The sequence below is a fragment of the uncultured Gemmiger sp. genome, assembly GCF_934561205.1.
Lineage (GTDB): Bacteria > Bacillota > Clostridia > Oscillospirales > Ruminococcaceae > Gemmiger.
This window is the reverse complement of the sequence record NZ_CAKTFU010000011.1, coordinates 11,309-30,098: the sequence shown is the minus strand read 5'-3', so window position 1 is coordinate 30,098 and position 18,790 is coordinate 11,309. Positions and strand designations below refer to the sequence as shown.

Here is an 18,790-nt window from a genome sequence, read left to right as displayed (position 1 = left end):
CCTATCGGTATCAGTCCTGACGGTAAAACATGGTGCCTGCGCCGCGGTCGCTGAACATTTCCAGCAAAATCGAGTGCGGCACACGCCCGTCAATGATGACCGCCTCGCGCACGCCCTTGCGGATGGCGTCGGCCATGCCCTCGATCTTGGGCAGCATACCGCCCGCAATGACGCCCTCCTGTTTGTAGCGCTCGATCTCGGCAAGCTCCACTTCGGGTATCAGCGTAGTTTCGTCGTTTTTGTCGTACAAAAGGCCGGCAATGTCGGTCATGCTGACGAGCTTTTCGGCGTGCAGCGCCACGGCAATTTCGGCGGCAGCGGTGTCGGCGTTGATGTTGTAGGGGATACCGTCGCGGTCCATGCCCACCGTGGCAATGACGGGGATAAAGCTGTCGTCCAGCAGGTGGTCGATCAGCGCGGTGTTGACCTTTTCGATCTCGCCCACAAAGCCGAGGTCGGCGTCCGTCTTGCGGTGGCAGGTGATCATGTGGCCGTCCATGCCGCACAGGCCGACGCCGCGGCCCTTCAGCAGCGCGACAAGGTCCTTGTTGACCTGCCCCGCCAGCACCTGCTGCACGATATCCATGGTTTCCTTGTCGGTGTAGCGCAGGCCGCCCACAAAGCGGGACTCCTTGCCCACGCGGGCGAGCATCTCGTTGATGGCGGGGCCGCCGCCGTGCACCAGCACCACGCGCACACCCAGCAGCGTCAGGGTGACAAGGTCGTTCATCACCGCAAGTTTCAGCGTGTCGTTGACCATGGCATTGCCGCCGTATTTGATAACCAGCGTTTTACCGTGGTATTTTTGGATGTAAGGTGTTGCCTCGCTGAACAGCAGCGCCATTTGTTCGTTTTTCATCGTGTCACTTCCCACCCTTACTGTAACCTTGCTCAGGTTCTGTAATCGCCGTTGATCTTTACATAGTCGTAGGTCAAATCGCAGCCCCACGCCTTGGCGGTGCAGCTGCCGCAGCCGAGGTCTACCAGAATTTCGATCTCGTTTTCCTGCAAAACCACGGCGGCCTCGTCCTCGCTGTAGGGGTGGTAGGCGGCGTTTTCGCAGACAAAGACCTCGCCCGCCTTGCTGCGCAGCCGCACGGCGGTTTTGCTGATGTCAAAGTCGCCGGGCGTGTAGCCGATGGCGCAGAGCACGCGCCCCCAGTTGGCGTCCGCGCCGAACATGGCGGCCTTGAACAGGGTCGAGTGGATGACGCTTTTGGACACGGCGCGGGCGGTGGCCAAATCGGGCGCACCCGTGACCGTGCATTCCAGCAGCTTGGTCGCGCCCTCGCCGTCCGCTGCCAGTTCGCGGCAGAGATGCTCGGCCACGGCGGTCAGCGCCGCCAAAAATGTATCGTAGGCAGGTGTGTTTTCGGTGATTTCCGCTCCGCTCAGGCCCGATGCCAGCAGCAGCACGGTGTCGTTGGTGGAGGTGTCGCCGTCCACGCTGATCTGGTTAAAGGTCGCGGGCACCACGGCGGACAGCGCCTTTTGCAGCAGCGCGGGCGCGATCTTGACGTCGGTGGTCATGAACAGCAGCATTGTTGCCATGTTGGGGTGGATCATGCCGGAGCCTTTGGCGATGGCGCCGATATGGCAGGTCGTGCCGTTTACTTCAAACGCCAGCGCGTACTCCTTGGGGTGGGTGTCGGTGGTCATGATGGCGGTGGCGGCGGCGTGGCTGCCGGCGGCGTCGGCGCGCAGCTGGGCGGCGGCCTCGGGGATGCCCTTGGCGAAGGGTTCCAGGCTCATGGCCTGGCCGATGACCCCCGTGGAGGACGGCAGAACGTCGTTTTCGTCAATGCCCAGCGCGTCGGCCACCAGCTTGCAGGTGTCCTGCGCCAGTTCCAGGCCGCCGGGGGCGCAGGTGTTGGCGTTGCCGCTGTTGACCAGAATGGCGCGGGCGTAGCCGTCCTGCAGATGGGCGCGGTCGACCTTGATGGGTGCGCCGTAGACCTTGTTGGTGGTGTAGCAGCCCGCCCCTGCGCAGCGGACGTCGGCAACGATCAACGCCAGATCGCGCTTTTCGTGGTTATGGCGAATGCCGCAGTGCACGCCCGCGGCCGAAAACCCTTTGGGCGCGCAGATGCCGCCCGAAATTACGGTAAATGGTGTGGTAGACATGGGGACCCCCTATTTTTAATGAATAGATAAAAGATAAAAGATAAAAATTATGGTGGGGTTTGTTCCCTTTGGTCGCAAACCGAAACGAGGCGGTGCTGTATGAAATGTGCCGCAGCAGGCGGCACACCTTATTTATTATCTTTTATCTCTTATCTTTTATCTTTTGTTGTATCTCTTATCTTTTATTGTTTTAAGCCTTCTGTTTCTTTTCTTCCCAGCATCAGGTTCATGCACTGCACGGCTGCGCCGGAGCTGCCCTTGCCGAGGTTGTCAAACAGGCTGATCAGCTGCATCTGTGTGCCGTCCGGGTTGGCCAAGCAGAAAATTTCCAGGCCGTCCCGCCCTGCCAGCTTGTTCGCGGCCAGAAATCCGCCGTCGGTGCCGCTGTTCAGCGGGTGCACCGTCACCAGCGCTTCGCCCGCGTAGTAGCTTGCCAGCGCATCCGCCACCTGCTGCGCGGTCAGCCCCAGCGCCGGCAGATCCAGCGGGATCATCGTTTCCATGCCCGCATAGTAGTCCGCCAAAACGGGGACAAACAGCGGCGGCTTGTCCAGCCCGGTGACGGCTGCCATCTCCGGCAGGTGCTTGTGATGCAGCGCCAACCCGTAGGGGCGGGCGGCGTTCAGCGCAGGGTCGGTGCGCGGGGCCTCGTATTCCGCAATCATCTTTTTGCCGCCGCCGGAGTAGCCCGTCAGGCTGTAACAGCATAGCTGCGTTGTTTTTGGCAGCAGACCCAGCTGCACCAGCGGCGCGGTGGGCGCAATAAAGCCTGTGGCATGGCAGCCGGGCACCGCCACGCGGGCGGCGGTTTTCAGCTTTTCGCGGGTGCCGTGCAGCTCCGGCAGACCGTAGACCCACGCGGGGTCGGTGCGGTGCGCGGTCGAGGTGTCCAGCACGCGCACATCGCTGCGCAGCAGCGGCACGACCTCGCGCGCCGCATCGTCCGGCAGGCACAAAAACGAAAGGTCGCTCTCATTGATGAGCGCCGCGCGGGCGTGCAGGTTTTTGCGGTCGGCGTCCGATATCGGCAGCACGGTGATATCGCTGCACTGCGCCAGCCGATCCGCGATGCGCAGCCCGGTCGTGCCCGCGCTGCCGTCAACGAAAATTTTATACTTTCCCATACTCTCTTACCCCGCCGAAACGGTTTCTCTGTCCGGCAGACCGCACGGGCGAGCGATGCTCGCCCCTACAAGTCACCCGACACTTTGCATATTTTGTTTGCGCCTGCGGCGCAAACTCCACCACATTTATTATCTCTTATCTTTTATCTATTATCTGTTTATTTTGTCTCCGCCAGCTTATCCTTCACGGCGGAAATCTGATACAGCACGCTCTCCTTTGCGGGGCCGCCGTAGCTGCTGCGGCCGCGGCAGCAGGTGGTCAGGTCAATGGCCGTGTACACGTCCTGCTCAAAAAGGTCGCTGTACTGTTTAAATTCGTCCAGCGTCAGTTCTTCCAGCGTTTTGCCGCTGCGCAGGCAGGCGGCCACCATCGTGCCCGTGCACTTGTACGCATCGCGGAAGGGCATCCCCTTTTTGGTCAGGTAATCGGCGCAGTCGGTGGCGTTGATAAAGCCCTTGGCGGCGGCGCGGCGCATGTTTTCGGGCAGCGGGGTCATGGTGGCCAGCATCGGCGTGATGGTGCGCAGGCAAAGTTCCAGCGTGTCCACCGCGTCAAAAATGGCCTCCTTGTCCTCCTGCATATCCTTGTCGTAGGCAAGGGGCAGGCCCTTCATCATGACCAGCAGGGTGTTCAAGTCGCCGTAAACGCGGCCCGTTTTGCCGCGGATCAGCTCGGTAACGTCGGGGTTTTTCTTCTGCGGCATAATGGACGAACCCGTCGTAAAGGCGTCGTCCAGCTCCACAAACTTGAATTCCCAGCTGCACCACAGGATAATTTCCTCGCTGAGACGCGATAAATGCATCATGCAGGTGGCCATGGCGCTGCACAGCTCAATGCAGAAATCCCTGTCGGACACGCCGTCAATGGAGTTGGCGCAGGGGGCGGCAAAGCCCAACTGCTCGGCGGTGTAAAAGCGGTCCAGCCCGTAGGTCGTGCCCGCCAATGCGCCGCTGCCCAGAGGGCACTCGGCGTCCATGCGGTGCACGGCGTCCTGCAAGCGGCCCAGATCCCGCAGCAGCATCCAGGCGTAGGCCATCAGATGGTGGCCGAAGGTCACGGGCTGCGCGCGCTGCAGGTGGGTGTAGCCGGGCATTACATAGTCCGCGCCCTGCTTGGCCCGGTCGCACAGCACGTTGATAAGCTCCGCGATCTGTGCGGCGATATGCCCCGCCGCGTCGCGCAGGTACAGGCGGATATCCAGCGCCACCTGGTCGTTGCGGCTGCGGCCCGTGTGCAGCCGTTTGCCGGCATCACCCACGCGGGCAGTCAGCGTTTGCTCCACAAAGGTGTGCACGTCCTCGGCGGCGGGGTCAATTTCCAGCGCACCGCTGTGCAGATCCTCTAAAATAGACTGCAAGCCTTTGTGGATATCGTCAACATCCTGCGGGGCGATGATGCCCTGCTTGCCCAGCATGGCCGAATGTACCATGCTGCCGCGGATGTCCTGCTCAATCATGCGGGCGTCAAACCGAATGGACGAGTTGAAGTCGTTGACGCGGCTGTCTACGGCCTTGGCCGACCGACCCTGCCAAAGTTGGGGCATACGATTTCCTCCTGATTTTCAACGTTTTGCGCGTAAAATGTTAAAAATGCGCCGCCGAAGCGGCGCATTGGTTTTGTAGAAAAAGTCTGTTTCCGGGATATTTGTAGGGATGGGTCTTGACCCATCCGCACATCTGGCCGCGCGCAGCGCATTAAATCGCGCCGAATGGCGCGCGGTTTTCTCGCCATGTCGTGCTTTTGGCAAGGCAGCTCGGAACGGTCAAGACCGTTCCCTACAAACCAACCGTTAGGTTGCAAATGCTGCATAAAGCCAAATAAGGTTTTTCAGTATTCTTGCTTACTGTTCTTTCCAGTTCTTTGCCAGCTTGGCGCGCTCGGCAATGGGCAGGCCAAACAGGTTGATAAACCCGGCTGCGTCGGCCTGGTTGTAATCCTCGTCCTCACCAAAGGATGCCGTCTGCTCGTCGTACAGGGTGTACGGGCTGGTAACACCGGCGTTGATCATGTTGCCCTTGTACAATTTCAGCGTAACATCGCCGGTTACGGTCTTTTGCAGGTCATCGGTAAAGGCGCAGATCGCCTCGCGCAGGGGGGTGAACCACTGGCCGTTGTAAACCAGCTCGCCCATCTTCTGGGCGATGATCTCCTTAAAATGGAAGGACTCCTTGTCCAGCGTGATGGTTTCCAGCACGTTGTGTGCCTTGTACAAAATGGCACCACCGGGGGTCTCGTACACGCCGCGGCTCTTCATGCCGACCAGGCGGTTTTCCACAATGTCCAAAAGGCCCACGCCGTTGGCGCCGCCGACCTGGTTCAGGTACTCGATCAGCGCTACACCGTCCATTTCGGTGCCGTCCACAGCGGTGGGGATGCCCTTTTCAAAGTGGATGGTCACATAGGTCGGGGTGTCGGGGGCCTGTTCGGGGCTGACGCCCAGCTCCAAAAAGCCCGGTTTATTGTACTGCGGCTCCAGGGACGGCTTTTCCAGGTCCAGACCCTCGTGGCTGAGGTGCCAGAGGTTCTTGTCCTTGGAATAGTTCGTCTCACGGTTGATTTTCAGCGGAATGTTGTGCGCCTCGGCGTAGTCGATCTCCTCGTCGCGGCTCTTGATGTTCCACTCCCGCCAGGGGGCGATGATGGCCATATCGGGGGCCATGGCCTTCAGGGTCAGCTCAAAACGCACCTGGTCGTTGCCCTTGCCGGTGCAGCCGTGGCAGATGGCGTCGGCACCCTCTTTTTTGGCGATGTCCGCCAGCGCCTTGGCGATGCAGGGACGCGCGTGGGAAGTGCCCAGCAGGTAGTCCTCGTACTTGGCGTCGGCCTTCAGGCAGGGCCAGATGTAGTTTTCGACGTAGTCCTTCTGCAGATCCAGCACATACAGCTTGGACGCGCCGGTTTTCAGCGCCTTTTCCTCCAGGCCGTCCAGCTCGGTGCCCTGACCGACGTTGCCGGAAACGGCGACGACCTCGCAGTTGTTGTAGTTTTCCTTCAGCCAGGGAATGATGATGGAGGTATCCAACCCGCCGGAGTACGCCAGAACGACCTTTTTGATGTCTTTTTTATCCTTTTTCATAAGAAACACCCCTTGTATATGTGCCTGAATATTTATACGGTTTATGTTGTTTATTATACACTTTCCTGCATAATTATCAAGTGGTAAAGATGACAAAGGATGAAAAATATTTCGTTTATTTTTGTGTAATCTGCCTATAATTGGGGCGGTATCGGGTCAATCCCCTTTTGCATAGGCCCCATATATCCAGCGGCACCCCAAAAAATGCATAAAATCTGTGTATAATTTTGCTTTTTGCGGGCACACTTACCCAAAGGGGGCGGCGCGATGTTTACCATCATGTTTTTCGGCACGCACGAGTACGACCACTATTATTTTGACGTGCTGGCAAAGGACGAGGCCTACGGCTGCCGTATTCGGTATCTGGCGGCCAACCTGGACGCCGACACCGCGCCGTTGGCACAGGGCGGCGATGCAGCCTGCGTTTTTGTCAACGCCGATTGCAGCGCCCCCGTGCTGGAAATCCTGGCCGCCGCCGGCATACGGCTGCTGCTTTTGCGCTGCGCGGGCTACAACAACGTGGATCTGCCCGCCGCCAAACATTACGGCATCACGGTGCTGCGCGTGCCCGGTTACAGCCCCGAGGCCGTGGCCGAACACGCCATGGCGCTGGCCTTGGCGGCCGATCGGCGCATCTGCAAGGCGTACATCAAGGTGCGCAACAACAATTTTTCGCTGGATGGGCTGCTGGGGCACAACCTGTACGGCGCGGCGGCGGGCATTGTGGGCACGGGGCGCATCGGCGCGGCGATGGCGCGTATCTGTTACGGTTTCGGCATGACGGTGCTTGCCTGCGACAAGTACAAAAACCCCGCGCTGGAGGGCATTGCGCGCTACGTTTCGCCCGATGAACTGCTGCGCACAGCGGACCTTGTCAGCCTGCACTGCCCGCTGACCGCCGACACCTACCATATGATCAACGCCGAAACCATAAAAATAATGCGTCCCAACGCGATTTTGGTAAATACCAGCCGCGGCGGGCTTATCGACACCGAAGCGCTGATCCACGCCCTGCGCGCGCGGAAATTCGGCGGCGTGGGGCTGGACGTTTACGAGGACGAGGACGGCCAGGTGTTTGAGGATTTTTCCGACACGGTGCTGCACAACGAGGTCGTGCCCATTTTGTTAAGCTTCCCCAACGTGGTCATCACGAGCCATCAGGCGTTTTTTACCCGCACGGCGCTGCAAAGCATCGCCATTACCACGATGGAAAACGCGCGGGCGTTTGCGTTGGGGCTGCCGCTGGTGAACGAAGTGGAAGAATAAAAAAACCCCTGTTTTCCGATGTGGAAAACAGGGGTTTTTACAGATAAAAGATAAGAGATAATAGATAAAAAATATGGTGTGCGCGCCCTGCGCGCACATTTTTATTATATTGCTATTGTCCCTTGGGTTGTAGGGGCGAGCATTGCTCGCCTCAGCTTGTAGAAAAAGCCCGTTTCCGGAAGATTTGTAGGGATGGGTCTCGACCCATCCGCACATATGGCCGCGCGCAGCGCATAAAATCGTGCCGAATGGCGCACGGTTATTTTCATAGCGTTATGCTTTTGGCGTGGCAACAAGGAGGGGTCAAGACCCCTCCCTACGATACAAAACCGTAAGGTCGTTGCAAGCGCAAACCCGCGGGCGGGGCATGCCCCGCCCCTACGGGAAGTGTGCTTGCCGAACAACCGCTTTCTGTTTCGCTAAATTTACAGGCGATAGATTTCGGTGTACTTGGCGGTCAGGTAATCGGTAAAATATTTCGCGTCAAATTCGCCGCCGCACAGGCTCTGCACCAGCCAGCGGGGGTCCTTCATGCTGCCCCACTGCCACAGGCGGTCTTTCAGGGCGGCCTTCAGCGGCTCCATGTCCCCTGCTGCCCAATCGGCGTCGAAATCGTGGGTCTTGCGCAGGTCGGCCACGGCCTGTGCGCCGTAGGCGCTGCCCAAAGCGTAACTCGGGAAATACCCCAAATCGCCCATCGACCAGTGGATATCCTGCAAACAGCCGTGGGCATCGTCGGGCACGTCCACGCCCAGATATTCCTTATACTTGGCGTTCCAGGCGGCGGGCAGGTCGGCCACGGCCAGGGTTCCCTGCATCATCGCCTTTTCCAGCTCGTAGCGCACCATAATGTGCAGCGCGTAGGTCAGCTCGTCCGCCTCGGTGCGGATCAGGCTCGGCTCGGCGCGGTTGACGGCACGCCAAATCTCCTCGGCGCTGACATCGGCCAGCTGCTGCGGGAACAGCTCTTTCAGCGTCGGGTACAGGTACTCGACAAAGGCGCGGCTGCGGCCGACGATATTCTCAAACAGGCGGCTCTGGCTTTCGTGCAGACCCATGGTCGCGCCGCCGGTCACGCCGGTGTAGTCGTAATCGGGGTTGATGTTCAGCTCATACAGGGCGTGGCCGCCCTCGTGCGCGACGCTGTACAGGTTGCTGAACATATCGCGCGGCATATAGTGCGTGGTAATTCTTACGTCCTTACGCCAAAATTCGGTGGTAAAGGGATGCTCGCTCTCGGCCAGCATACTGCGCTTGGGGTCCATGCCCCACAGCTGCATGATTTTTTCGCTGACCTTTTTCTGGGCGTCGATGGGCCATTCCTGGTCCAGAAAATCGGTGCGGATGGCCGCGCCGCGCTTTTGAATTTCCGCCAGCAGCGGCACAATGGTTTCACGCAGCTGCGCGAAAAACTCGTCGCACTTGGCGATGGTCAGGCCGCGCTCATATCGGTCCAGAAATACCTCATACGGGTCGCGGTCGGGGTCAAAATAGGCAGCCTGGGCGCGGCGGGCAGCGACGATTTTTTCCAGATACGGCGCAAACACGCTGAAATCATTGGTGCGCTTGGCCTTGGTCCAGGCAGGGATGCTCTGCTGGCACAGCTTGGCAAAGGCGGCGTATTCGGCGGCAGGAATTTTGGCAATTTCGTCGTACTCACGCTGTAAATTGTGCACCTCGGCCTGCTCCTGCTCGGTTTCGGCGTCTGCGGCGGCGGCTTTCAGCAGGGCGGCGGTGCCGTCGTTGACCAGCAGGTCAAAGCTCTGGCGGCTCAAAAACTCCATCGCCTCGGCGCGGCCGTCGTTGCCGTCCTCAGGCGCGACGGTCTCGCTGTCAAAGTCGATGACGCGCATGGCGTAGCTGTAACCGAACATTTGTTTTTCCAGTTCGCGGACTTTTTGCATGGATTCTTTCATAGCGTTGCCTCTTTTCAACAATATTGTTTATAACTTTATCGTACCATATTTCTTGAATTTCGGCAACATTTATGGTATCTTTGTGGTAGGATCTACCTTATTATAATACGCCCACAATTTTTCAGGAGGACGCGCCCTATGTGTGAACAACCTTTGGTCAGCATCATTGTGCCCATCTACAATGCACAGGACCATATTGCACGCTGTGTCGAGAGTATTCGCCGCCAAACCTACAAAAATCTGGAAATTATCCTGCTGAACGACGGCAGCAAGGACGTCAGCCTGCAGGTGTGCAAAATGTATGCCGGGGTGGACAAGCGCATTGTGCTGATCGACAAAACCAACAGCGGCGTGGCCGCCACCCGCAACCTGGGTCTGCGCGAGGCGCACGGCAAGTACCTGCAATTTGTTGATGCCGACGACACCCTGCAGCCCTACGCCACCGAGCTGCTTGTGCAAAAGGCCGAAGAATTCAACACAGATTTGGTCATTGCGCACTATAACCGCATCACCCTGCCCCGCCTGCGGGACGAGGACGAGGAGGACATCAACACCGTGCCGCAGCACCTGTTAAAGGTGCAGACCTTCGGCTTTTTGCTGGAAGGCCCCATGAACAAAGAGCAATTCGCCGCCGGCTTAATGCAGGAGCCTGCCAGCTTTTATTACGGTGTTATGTGGAATAAACTCTACCGCACCGACATTGTACACGCGCACGAGGATGTTGTCTGCGACGTGGACATGGACTGGAGCGAGGATTTGTACTTCAATTTAAGCTATATCCGCTACGCCAACAGCTTTTACGCGCTGTCCACGCCCATTTACAACTACTACAACAACCCCAAAAGCGCCGTACATACCGTGCTCAACCCCGTCAACGTGGTCAAAACGCGGTCGCAGCTGTTTACCTATTATAAAGAGCTGTACGAGCACATGGGATTATACGAAGAGTATAAAACGCAGATATTCAAGTATCTGGTGGCGGTGGCCGAGGCCTGACGCCGCGCTTAAATTCCCATAAACGGGACTGTAAAAAGTCTGTCGAAGGGCGTCGGTTTTCCACAGAGTTTTCAGTTTTCAACAAGGAGTTTTCCCGGGGCGCTGTGGAAAAGAAAAAGTTGTTAAGAGTTTCCACAAAAATCCTAACAACGGCGGGGGAAAAATTCCACCCCCGTTTTCTGCACCGTTATCGGGGTTTGGCGGGTTTTCCACCGTTTTAACACCCCCTACTACTACTACTAAAATAGTATTAGTAACTATGGCAATTTCCCGTAAACAAGGCGCTGCGTAAACGGCCTTGGACAATAAGGACAAAACCCCTGAGCTGCTTGCTTTATAAAATAAAGCGGGCAGCTTTTTGTGTGTATAAGCCTTGTATAAATATACTGTATACGAATAAGCATAGGGGCTTTATTTTGCCGCAAAAATGTGCTATACTATTTAGGATAATGGGGTACTTTAGGACTTACAAAAAAGGAGGTCTTGACTTGATACAGGTAACATTGCCGGGCACCGGCGGCACCCAGCCCCTGCCCGACCGCGCACTGGCCTGCATGGCGGTACATACCAACGGCGCCTCGCTGCTGATCGACTGCGGCGAGGGCACCCAGACAAGGCTGCGGCAATGCGGTATCAGCCTGTACAAGCTGGACGCCGTGCTGCTGACGCACTACCACGGGGATCATATTTTCGGCCTGCCGGGGCTTTTGCAGACCATGGGCAGCCAAAACCGCACCGCGCCGCTGATCGTGGCGGGGCCGGTGGGCATCAGCTCGGTGTCGGCGGCCATGGAAGTGCTGGCGGGCCCTTTGCCGTTTGAGGTGCAGTGGCAGGAGGTACGCCGCGACGAAACCCTGCAAATCGGGCCGCTGTGCGTGCAGGCTATCCCGCTGCAGCACCGTGTGCGGTGCCTGGGGTATAAAATTGAACTCCCCCGCGCCGGAAAATTTGACGCAGCTAAGGCGAAAGCGGCAAACATTCCCCTTGCCTACTGGAGCTTGCTGCAATCCGGGCAGAGCGTGGCGGGCTTTACGCCCGACCAGGTTTTGGGCAGCGCGCGCCGCGGGTTGAAGCTGGTCTATGCCACCGACACCGCCCCCTGCGAGGCACTGCTGAACGCCGCGCAGGACGCCGACCTTTTGTGCATGGACGCCACCTACGCCGACGATGCCGACCTGCCCAAGGCGGTTTTGTACGGACATTCGACCTGCCGCCAGGCGGGGGAGCTGGCCGCCGAAGCCAACGTGCGGCGCTTGTGGCTGACCCATTACAGCGCCGCCGTGACCGACACGGCACCCGGCCTTGCCGCCGCGCAGGAGCGTTTTGCCGCCGCCCGCGCCGGGGTGGACGGTATGCAGGAAGAAATGGATTTTGACAAAGCATGAAACATTTTTTTGCCGCCCATAAAAAAGAGCTGCTGTTTGTATGCGTAATTTTAGCCGTTGCAGCGCTGCTTTTTGCCTTTACCCACACAAAAGGGCAGGGGAACACTGCCGTTTTGCAGTACGGCGAAAACGCAGAAAAGCAGTACATTGACCTGACCCGCGACGCCGTGTACGACATCGACACGGGGAAGTATACCATTCATTTGCAGGTGCAAAACGGCGGGATACGGTTTATCGACAGCCCCTGCCCCGACCACCTGTGCGAAAATTTCGGCACCCTGCGCGAGGCAGGCGACTGGGCGGCGTGTATGCCGGCCAGGGCGAGTGTAACGGTTATTGACGGGAAACCGTGATACAAGGCGATAGACAGACGATTTACAAATAATAAATAAGAAATAATAAATAATAAAAAAGGTGTGCCGCCGTCGGCGGCACGATCAGAATGTCGAAAAACCTTATTTAATCTTATGCACCCTTTCGGTTGGTTTGTAGGGAACGGTCTTGACCGTTCCGTGCTGCCTTGCCAACAGCACGACACAGCGAGAAAACCGCGCGCCATTCGGCGCGATTTTATGCGCTGCGCGCGGCCAGATGTGCGGATGGGTCAAGACCCATCCCTACAAATATCCCGAAAAGTGATTTTTTTGACAAACTGCGGGACACATATATGCGTCCCCTACAAAACTACCGAAACTGCCATTTATTAAAACCGCCGCCGCGGGCGGCGCACCATATTTATTATCTTTTATCTATTATCTCTTATCTAAAAAAAGGAGTTACCCATGAATCCTACCTTTAAGCAGGTCACCAAGTCCCGCTATGTTTCGCTGGTCAGCGAGCTGGCACAGGAAATTTTTGTGCAGCACTACACCAAGCTGACCCCCAAGGTCGCGGCGGCGCTGGCCGAAAAATACCAAAGCGATATCCTGACCGATGACGAAATTCACAGCGGCGTCATCAACTACTTTCTCGTCTACCTGGGCAGCGAGCCGGTGGGCTATTTTGCGCTGGACCTCGGCCCCGCAGGTGCCATGTGCCTGAGCCGCATCTTCTTAAAAGAGGAGGCGCGCGGGCAGGGGATAGGCCGCAGCATCGCCGCCTACGCCCAAAAATTGGCCGAGGGCGACGGCCGCAGCCGCCTGTATATCAAATTCTGGGCCAAGGACCTAAAGGCCGAGGGCTTTTGCAAAAAGTGCCGTTTCCGCAAGGCAGAGGTCGTGCCTATGGAAGTTTTGGACGGTGTGACGTTAGATATTGCCACCTACGAGAAGCTGTGGCGGTAACAGGACCAAAGAGGTACATCCATGAAATTTTTGCATCTTGCGGACCTGCACCTGGGCAAGCGGGTCAACGGGTTCGATTTTTTGGAGGATCAGCGCTTTATTTTGGAGCAGGTGCTGGATATCTGCGACAAAAATAAGGTCGAGGCCGTGGTGATGGCGGGCGATATCTACGACAACCCCGTGCCGCCCGCCGCCGCCTGCACGCTGCTGGACTGGTTTTTGACCCAGCTTTCGGCGCGGCAGCTGCCCGTGCTGGCGGTTTCCGGCAACCACGACAGCGCCGAGCGCCTGGATTTTGCCGCCCAGCTGCTGGCAGGGCAGGGGGTGTATCTGGCGGGGCGGTTCAACGGCGCGCCGCGTCAGGTCGTGTTGGCCGACAATTACGGCGATGTCGAATTCTGCCTGCTGCCCTTTGTGCGGGCCGCGACCGTGCGCCATTTTTTGCCCGATGTCGATATCCCCGACTATGACGCCGCCGTGGCGGCCGCCCTGCAAAGGGCCGTGCCCGCCGCCAAGCGCAGGGTTCTGGTGGCGCACCAGATGGTCATTGCGGGGGCCAAAAGCCCCAAGCTGTCCGGCAGCGAGACGGTGCCTGTCAACGTCGGCACGGTAGAAGCTGTCGATGCATCGCATTTTTCTGAATTTTGCTACACGGCGCTGGGGCATATCCACCGCCCGCAAAGTGTCGGCAAAAACGGGGTGCGCTACGCGGGCGCACCGCTGTGCTACCACCTGGACGAGTGCGGCGCGCAAAAATCCGTGACGCTGGTCAAGCTGGGCCGCCGCGGGCTGGACCGCGTGGAGGTCGTGCCGCTGAAGCCCCGCCGCGAGATGCGGCATCTGACAGGCCCGCTGGCCAAGCTGACCGAAAACCCCACCGACACGTCGGATTACATCTGGGCCACCCTGACCGACCCCACGCCCCTGCCCGAGGCGATGGCCGCGCTGCGGGCCGCCTACCCCAACGCCATGCGGCTGGATTACCGCCCGCGCGAGGAGGCCGAAACCGCCGACCCGGCGCTGGCCGTGGAAGGCAAGAGCTTTGAGGAACTGTTTGAGGACTTTTTTGAGCAGATGAACGGCCGCCCCCTGACCGACGCCGAGGCCGCCGCTGTGGCTAAGATCCGAGAGGAGGCGCAAAAATGAAGCCGGAACGCTTGCGATTGACCGCCTTTGGCCCCTACGCCGGGCAGACCGAGTTGGATTTTTCGGCCTTTGGCGGCAGCGGATTGTTTTTGATCGGCGGCGACACCGGCAGCGGCAAGACCGCGCTGTTTGATGCCATCACTTTTGCCCTGTACGGCGAAACCACCGGCGAAAACCGAAAAACAACGATGCTGCGCAGTGATTTTGCCGAGCCCACGGCCGAGACCTGCGTGGAATTGCAATTTACCCACCGCGACCGCAGCTACACCGTGCGCCGCTGGCCCGAACAGCAGCGCGCCGCCAAGCGCGGCAGCGGCGTGGTAAAATGCCCGCCCAAGGCGGAATTGCTCCGTGAGCCGGAGGAGCCTGTCAGCGGTGCCGTGGCCGTAACCAACGCTGTAACGCAGCTTTTGGGCATTGACGCCAAACAGTTTGCGCAGGTGTCCATGCTGGCGCAAAACGATTTTACCCGCCTGCTCAACGCCCCCTCTGCCGAAAGAGCCGCGATACTGCGTCAAATTTTTGATACCTCCGACCACCAGCGTCTGGGGCAGGCCGCCGTGCAGGAGGCCACCAAGGCCGCCGACGCCTGTTCCCGTCTGGAGGACACCCTGCTTTTGCATTTAAGCAGCCTGCAGGCCGACCCCGCCGTGCCCGAAACGGCGGCAGAGTTGGCCGAAATGCAGACCGAGCAGGAGGTTTTTGCGACCGACAAGGCGCTGGCCCTGGCCGATGCTTTGCTGCGGCAGGACGCGCAGACCGCCGACCGCCAGAACGAAATTATACATAGCTTAGAGGAAAAACTCGCACGCGGCAATGCGGGTGTCAAGCTGGCAGAGCAGCAGGCCGTCCGCCGCCGCCAGCTGGAGGAACTGCAGGCCGAGGCCGACCGCACCGCCGAGGTGCAGACCAAGAGCGAGGCCGAGCAGGACGAGCTGCAAAAACGCATGACGGCGCTGAAAGAAAACATCGCGGACACCGAAAAGCAGCGCGACAGCCTGGGCCGCACCGACACCGAGCAGGTAAAATTACAGCATCAGATCGAGCTGGCGCAAAGCCTGACCGTGACCTGCGAGCGCCTTTTGAAGGAACTGGAACAGGAGGCCGAGCAGCGCGCCGACGCCGAGAAAAAGCAGGCCGCCTACGCCGCCGCGCAGGAAAAGCTGGACGAGGCCGAAAACGAATATATCTCGATGCAGCGGCAATTAAATGCCAACCGCGCCGGGCTTTTGGCGCAGGAACTGCATGCCGGCAGCCCCTGCCCCGTCTGCGGCAGCCGTCAGCACCCCAAAATTGCCGAGCTGCCCAAAAACCATGTGACCGAAAAACAGTTGGAGCAGCGCGAAAAATCGCTGGCCGCCCAGCGCCGCGCAACAGCCGACGCCAGCCGCGCCGCCGGTGAGGCCGTGACCCGCGTGGAGGAACTGCGCACCAATATTGTGCGTGAAGCCGACGAATTTTTTGCCAAGCGCGGCGCGCGCTACACAGGCCGCCCCGCCGCCGAGCTGGACAACCCCGCCCTGTACGAGGCACTGAGCACCCAGCAGACAAGCCTGGACGACGGCCTGCTGGGGCTGCACAAGCAGCTGAACCGCTACAAAAAAGAGACCGAGCAGCTGGACGCCGTGCTGCATCGGCTGGACATTCTGAACCAGCAGATGTCCGTGCTGGAAAAACAGTCCTTTGCCGCCGTGCGCCGCGCCACCAACGCCAAGGCGGGACACGCCGCCGCGCTGGCCCGCGTGCAGCAAATGCAGGAGACGCTGCCCAAGCGCAACGACCCCGAAACGCTGAACAAGCTGATGGCCGCCCTGCAGCGCTTGCAGACCGACCGCGCCGCCGCCATTGCTTTGCGGGACGCCGCCGTGCAGCGCCAGAACGCCAACCGCGCCGCCCAGCAGGGCTTGCAGACCACCCGCAAAAGGTGGGAGACCGCCCGCGAAAAACGCACCATGTGGGACAATTTAAGCAAGACCATCAACGGCAACCTGGCGGGCAAAATTAAATTGCCGTTTGAACAGTACGTTCAGGCGTTCTATTTTGACGGCGTGGTCGAGGCCGCCAACCTGCGCTTTACCCGCATGACCGACGGCCAGTACAAGCTGCTGCGCCGCAAGAGCGAAAGCCTTTCGGGCAAGACGGCGCTGGACCTGGACGTGTTTGACGCCTACACCGGCAAGACCCGCCCCGTGGGCAGTCTTTCGGGCGGCGAGAGTTTTATGGCCGCGCTGAGCATGGCGCTGGGCATCAGCGATACCATCCAGCAAAATGCGGGCGGCGTGACCATTGAAACGCTGTTTATTGACGAGGGCTTCGGTTCGCTGGACGCCGACAGCCTGGAAAAGGCCGTGGATACCCTGGCAGGGCTGACAGGCGGCAACAAGCTGATCGGCGTGATCTCCCACGTCGAGGCGCTGCAGGACCGCCTGACACGGCAGATCCGTGTCAGCAAGACCCGCGCGGGCAGCCGCGCCGAAGTGGTGGTGGAGTAATTTATGATGCAGCTTACCAAGGGGCGGCCCGCCGATGCCGCCGCCCGCGCACCGCGGGAACAGCGATGCTACGACTTTTTGGATGCGCTGGGCATCGCGTATGAGCGCGTTGACCACGCCCCTGCCGACACGATGCAGCTTTGCGCGGAAATCGACGAGGTGCTGCAGGCAATGATCTGCAAAAACCTGTTTTTGTGCAACCGCCAGCAGACGCAGTTTTATCTGCTGCTGATCCCTGAGGACAAGACCTTTAAGACCAAGGATATCAGCCACCAGCTGAACGTGGCGCGGCTGAGTTTCGGCACCGCCGAAAAAATGGGCGAGCTGCTGGACGTGCACCCCGGCAGCGTCAGCATTCTGGCGCTGATGAACGACACCGACAACCGTGTGCAGCTGCTGATCGACAGCGAGGTGACGGGGCGGGCGTTTTTCGGCTGCCACCCGTGCGAGAATACGTCCAGTCTGCGCATAAAAACAGACGATTTGACGCAGAAAATCATACCCGCCTTACATCATACCCCCCTATTTGTGGAGCTGCCCCGCTATGACGATGCAACCTGAATCCTCGCTGCAAAAGCAGCTGGAAGCCTTGGCCGCCGCCCGCACGCCGCTGCACATGCCCGGCCACAAGCGCCGCGTTTGGCCCGCTGCGGGTCTGGGCTGCGCCGCCTGGGATATGACGGAAATTGACGGCGCCGACGACCTGCACGAGGCCGACGGCATTCTGGCCGATGCCATGCGGCGTACCGCCGCGCTGTACGGCAGCCGCCGCTGTTGGTATTTGGTGGGGGGCAGCACGGTGGGCTTGCTGGCGGGTGTGCGCGCGCTGGCACCCTTCGGCAGTGAAATTCTGGTGGCGCGCAACTGCCACAAGGCGGTCTACCACGCGGTGGAGCTGGGGCAGCTGCGCGCGCATTACCTGCTGCCGCCGGTGGACCCCGCCTTTGGCGTGTACGGCAGCGTGCAGCCCGCCGACGTGCAGGCGGCGCTGGAACAGCACAAAAATATACGCTGTGTCGTGATAACCAGCCCGACGTATGAGGGTGTGGTTTCGGATATTGCGGCAATTGCCAAAATCTGCCACGCGCACGGCGTGCCACTTTTGGTGGACGAGGCCCACGGCGCACACTACCTGCCCTTTGCCGAACCGCTGGGCTGGCAGGGCGGCGCGGTGGCGGCGGGCGCGGACGTGGTGGTGCAAAGCGCGCACAAAACGCTGCCCAGCCTGACGCAGACTGCCTTTTTGCAGGTGAACGGGACCTTGGCCGACGATGCGGAAATCGAGCGGCAGTTGGACGTGTTTGAAACCAGCTCGCCCAGCTATCCGCTGCTGGTCAGCCTGGACGGATGTACCGCGTGGCTGGCAGGGCAGGGGAGAGCCGCCTTTGCCGAATGGCGCAAACAGCTGAATGATTTTGACGATGCTGTGCGAAATTTGCGGCATACGCCGATTTTGTGCCACGGCGCGGATACTTTGCAATGCCACCCCGATTTTTATGCTTTTGATGCAGGCAAAATCTTGCTGCGCATCGGCAGCCGGGGCGCGGAATTTCTGCGGCAAAACGGCTTTGAGCCGGAAATGGTGCGCGGGGACGACGTTCTGGCCATGACCTCGCCCTGCGACGCGGCGGACACCCTGCCGCGTCTGGCGCAGGTTTTGCAAAAATGGGACGATACAGCGAAGAAATTACAAAGCCCCGCGCTGACGCTGCCGCGACCCGGGCGGGCGGCTTTGCCGATCGGTCAGGCGGTTTTGCAGGGCAGCCGAACGCTGCCGATGCGGGAAGCGGCGGGGAAAATTTCCGCCGAATATATTTGGGCGTACCCGCCCGGTGTGCCGCTGCTGGCCCCCGGTGAGGAGATCACGCCGCAATTTTTGACGGCTGCACGCAATTTGCAAAGCGCGGGCACCCGCCTGCACCACAGCCGCTGCGCCGCGCCCGCGCAAATCGCCGTGCTGCAGCCCTGAAAAATGCCCTTG

15 protein-coding genes are annotated in these 18,790 nt (G+C 59.5%); 9 read left to right on the top strand and 6 right to left on the bottom strand.

Annotation, left to right across the window (positions count from 1 at the left end):
- Nucleotides 1–10: 10 nt before the first annotated feature.
- From argB to Q0I19_RS07800, 5 genes are all read right to left on the bottom strand, one after another.
- Nucleotides 11–859 carry an acetylglutamate kinase gene (argB, locus tag Q0I19_RS07820; protein ID WP_294760863.1) on the bottom strand — a complete coding sequence of 283 codons (849 nt, stop codon included), beginning with the start codon at nucleotides 857–859 and terminating at the stop codon, nucleotides 11–13.
- Between the two features lie 32 nt (nucleotides 860–891).
- Nucleotides 892–2,124 carry a bifunctional glutamate N-acetyltransferase/amino-acid acetyltransferase ArgJ gene (gene argJ / locus Q0I19_RS07815; protein ID WP_294760865.1) on the bottom strand — a complete coding sequence of 411 codons (1,233 nt, stop codon included), beginning with the start codon at nucleotides 2,122–2,124 and terminating at the stop codon, nucleotides 892–894.
- Nucleotides 2,125–2,306: 182 nt separating this feature from the next.
- A complete protein-coding gene (argC, locus tag Q0I19_RS07810; protein WP_294760867.1) occupies nucleotides 2,307–3,248 on the bottom strand; it encodes an N-acetyl-gamma-glutamyl-phosphate reductase in 942 nt (313 codons plus the stop codon).
- A 158-nt stretch (nucleotides 3,249–3,406) separates the two neighbouring features.
- Nucleotides 3,407–4,792: an argininosuccinate lyase gene (gene argH / locus Q0I19_RS07805; protein ID WP_294760869.1), complete on the bottom strand. Its 1,386-nt coding sequence runs from the start codon at nucleotides 4,790–4,792 to the stop codon at nucleotides 3,407–3,409.
- 297 nt (nucleotides 4,793–5,089) lie between these two features.
- On the bottom strand, nucleotides 5,090–6,325 hold the full coding sequence (locus Q0I19_RS07800; protein WP_294760870.1) for an argininosuccinate synthase: 1,236 nt from the start codon (nucleotides 6,323–6,325) through the stop codon (nucleotides 5,090–5,092).
- Nucleotides 6,326–6,592: 267 nt separating this feature from the next.
- On the opposite strand from Q0I19_RS07800, the gene Q0I19_RS07795 reads away from it, so the two are divergent.
- Nucleotides 6,593–7,591: a 2-hydroxyacid dehydrogenase gene (locus tag Q0I19_RS07795; protein ID WP_294760871.1), complete on the top strand. Its 999-nt coding sequence runs from the start codon at nucleotides 6,593–6,595 to the stop codon at nucleotides 7,589–7,591.
- A 425-nt stretch (nucleotides 7,592–8,016) separates the two neighbouring features.
- On the opposite strand, the gene Q0I19_RS07790 is transcribed toward Q0I19_RS07795, so the two are convergent.
- On the bottom strand, nucleotides 8,017–9,507 hold the full coding sequence (locus Q0I19_RS07790) for a carboxypeptidase M32 (protein ID WP_294760872.1): 1,491 nt from the start codon (nucleotides 9,505–9,507) through the stop codon (nucleotides 8,017–8,019).
- Between the two features lie 138 nt (nucleotides 9,508–9,645).
- Here Q0I19_RS07790 and Q0I19_RS07785 point away from each other — a divergent pair, with 138 nt between their 5' ends.
- The 8 genes from Q0I19_RS07785 (at nucleotide 9,646) to Q0I19_RS07750 (ending at nucleotide 18,778) form a co-directional block, all read left to right on the top strand.
- A complete protein-coding gene (locus tag Q0I19_RS07785; protein ID WP_294760873.1) occupies nucleotides 9,646–10,503 on the top strand; it encodes a glycosyltransferase family 2 protein in 858 nt (285 codons plus the stop codon).
- Nucleotides 10,504–10,991: 488 nt separating this feature from the next.
- Nucleotides 10,992–11,888, top strand: a complete 897-nt coding sequence (locus tag Q0I19_RS07780; protein ID WP_294760874.1) for a ribonuclease Z — start codon at nucleotides 10,992–10,994, stop codon at nucleotides 11,886–11,888.
- Entirely contained in the window at nucleotides 11,885–12,241 is a 357-nt protein-coding gene (locus tag Q0I19_RS07775) for a NusG domain II-containing protein (RefSeq protein WP_294760875.1), read from the top strand. Before Q0I19_RS07780 ends, Q0I19_RS07775 begins: the two co-directional genes overlap by 4 nt.
- Before the next feature lie 429 nt (nucleotides 12,242–12,670).
- Nucleotides 12,671–13,171 carry a GNAT family N-acetyltransferase gene (locus tag Q0I19_RS07770; RefSeq protein WP_294760876.1) on the top strand — a complete coding sequence of 167 codons (501 nt, stop codon included), beginning with the start codon at nucleotides 12,671–12,673 and terminating at the stop codon, nucleotides 13,169–13,171.
- 21 nt (nucleotides 13,172–13,192) lie between these two features.
- Nucleotides 13,193–14,317 carry an exonuclease SbcCD subunit D gene (locus tag Q0I19_RS07765; RefSeq protein WP_294760878.1) on the top strand — a complete coding sequence of 375 codons (1,125 nt, stop codon included), beginning with the start codon at nucleotides 13,193–13,195 and terminating at the stop codon, nucleotides 14,315–14,317.
- Nucleotides 14,314–16,809 (top strand): SMC family ATPase, encoded by a 2,496-nt coding sequence (locus Q0I19_RS07760; protein ID WP_294760880.1) that lies wholly within the window; start codon nucleotides 14,314–14,316, stop codon nucleotides 16,807–16,809. The genes Q0I19_RS07765 and Q0I19_RS07760 overlap by 4 nt, the downstream gene beginning before the upstream one ends.
- Before the next feature lie 3 nt (nucleotides 16,810–16,812).
- Nucleotides 16,813–17,370, top strand: a complete 558-nt coding sequence (locus tag Q0I19_RS07755) for a prolyl-tRNA synthetase associated domain-containing protein (RefSeq protein ID WP_366012617.1) — start codon at nucleotides 16,813–16,815, stop codon at nucleotides 17,368–17,370.
- The gene (locus tag Q0I19_RS07750; RefSeq protein ID WP_294760881.1) at nucleotides 17,354–18,778 is read left to right on the top strand and encodes an aminotransferase class I/II-fold pyridoxal phosphate-dependent enzyme; all 1,425 of its coding nucleotides are present in this window, start codon (nucleotides 17,354–17,356) and stop codon (nucleotides 18,776–18,778) included. Before Q0I19_RS07755 ends, Q0I19_RS07750 begins: the two co-directional genes overlap by 17 nt.
- The last annotated feature ends 12 nt before the right edge of the window (nucleotides 18,779–18,790 follow it).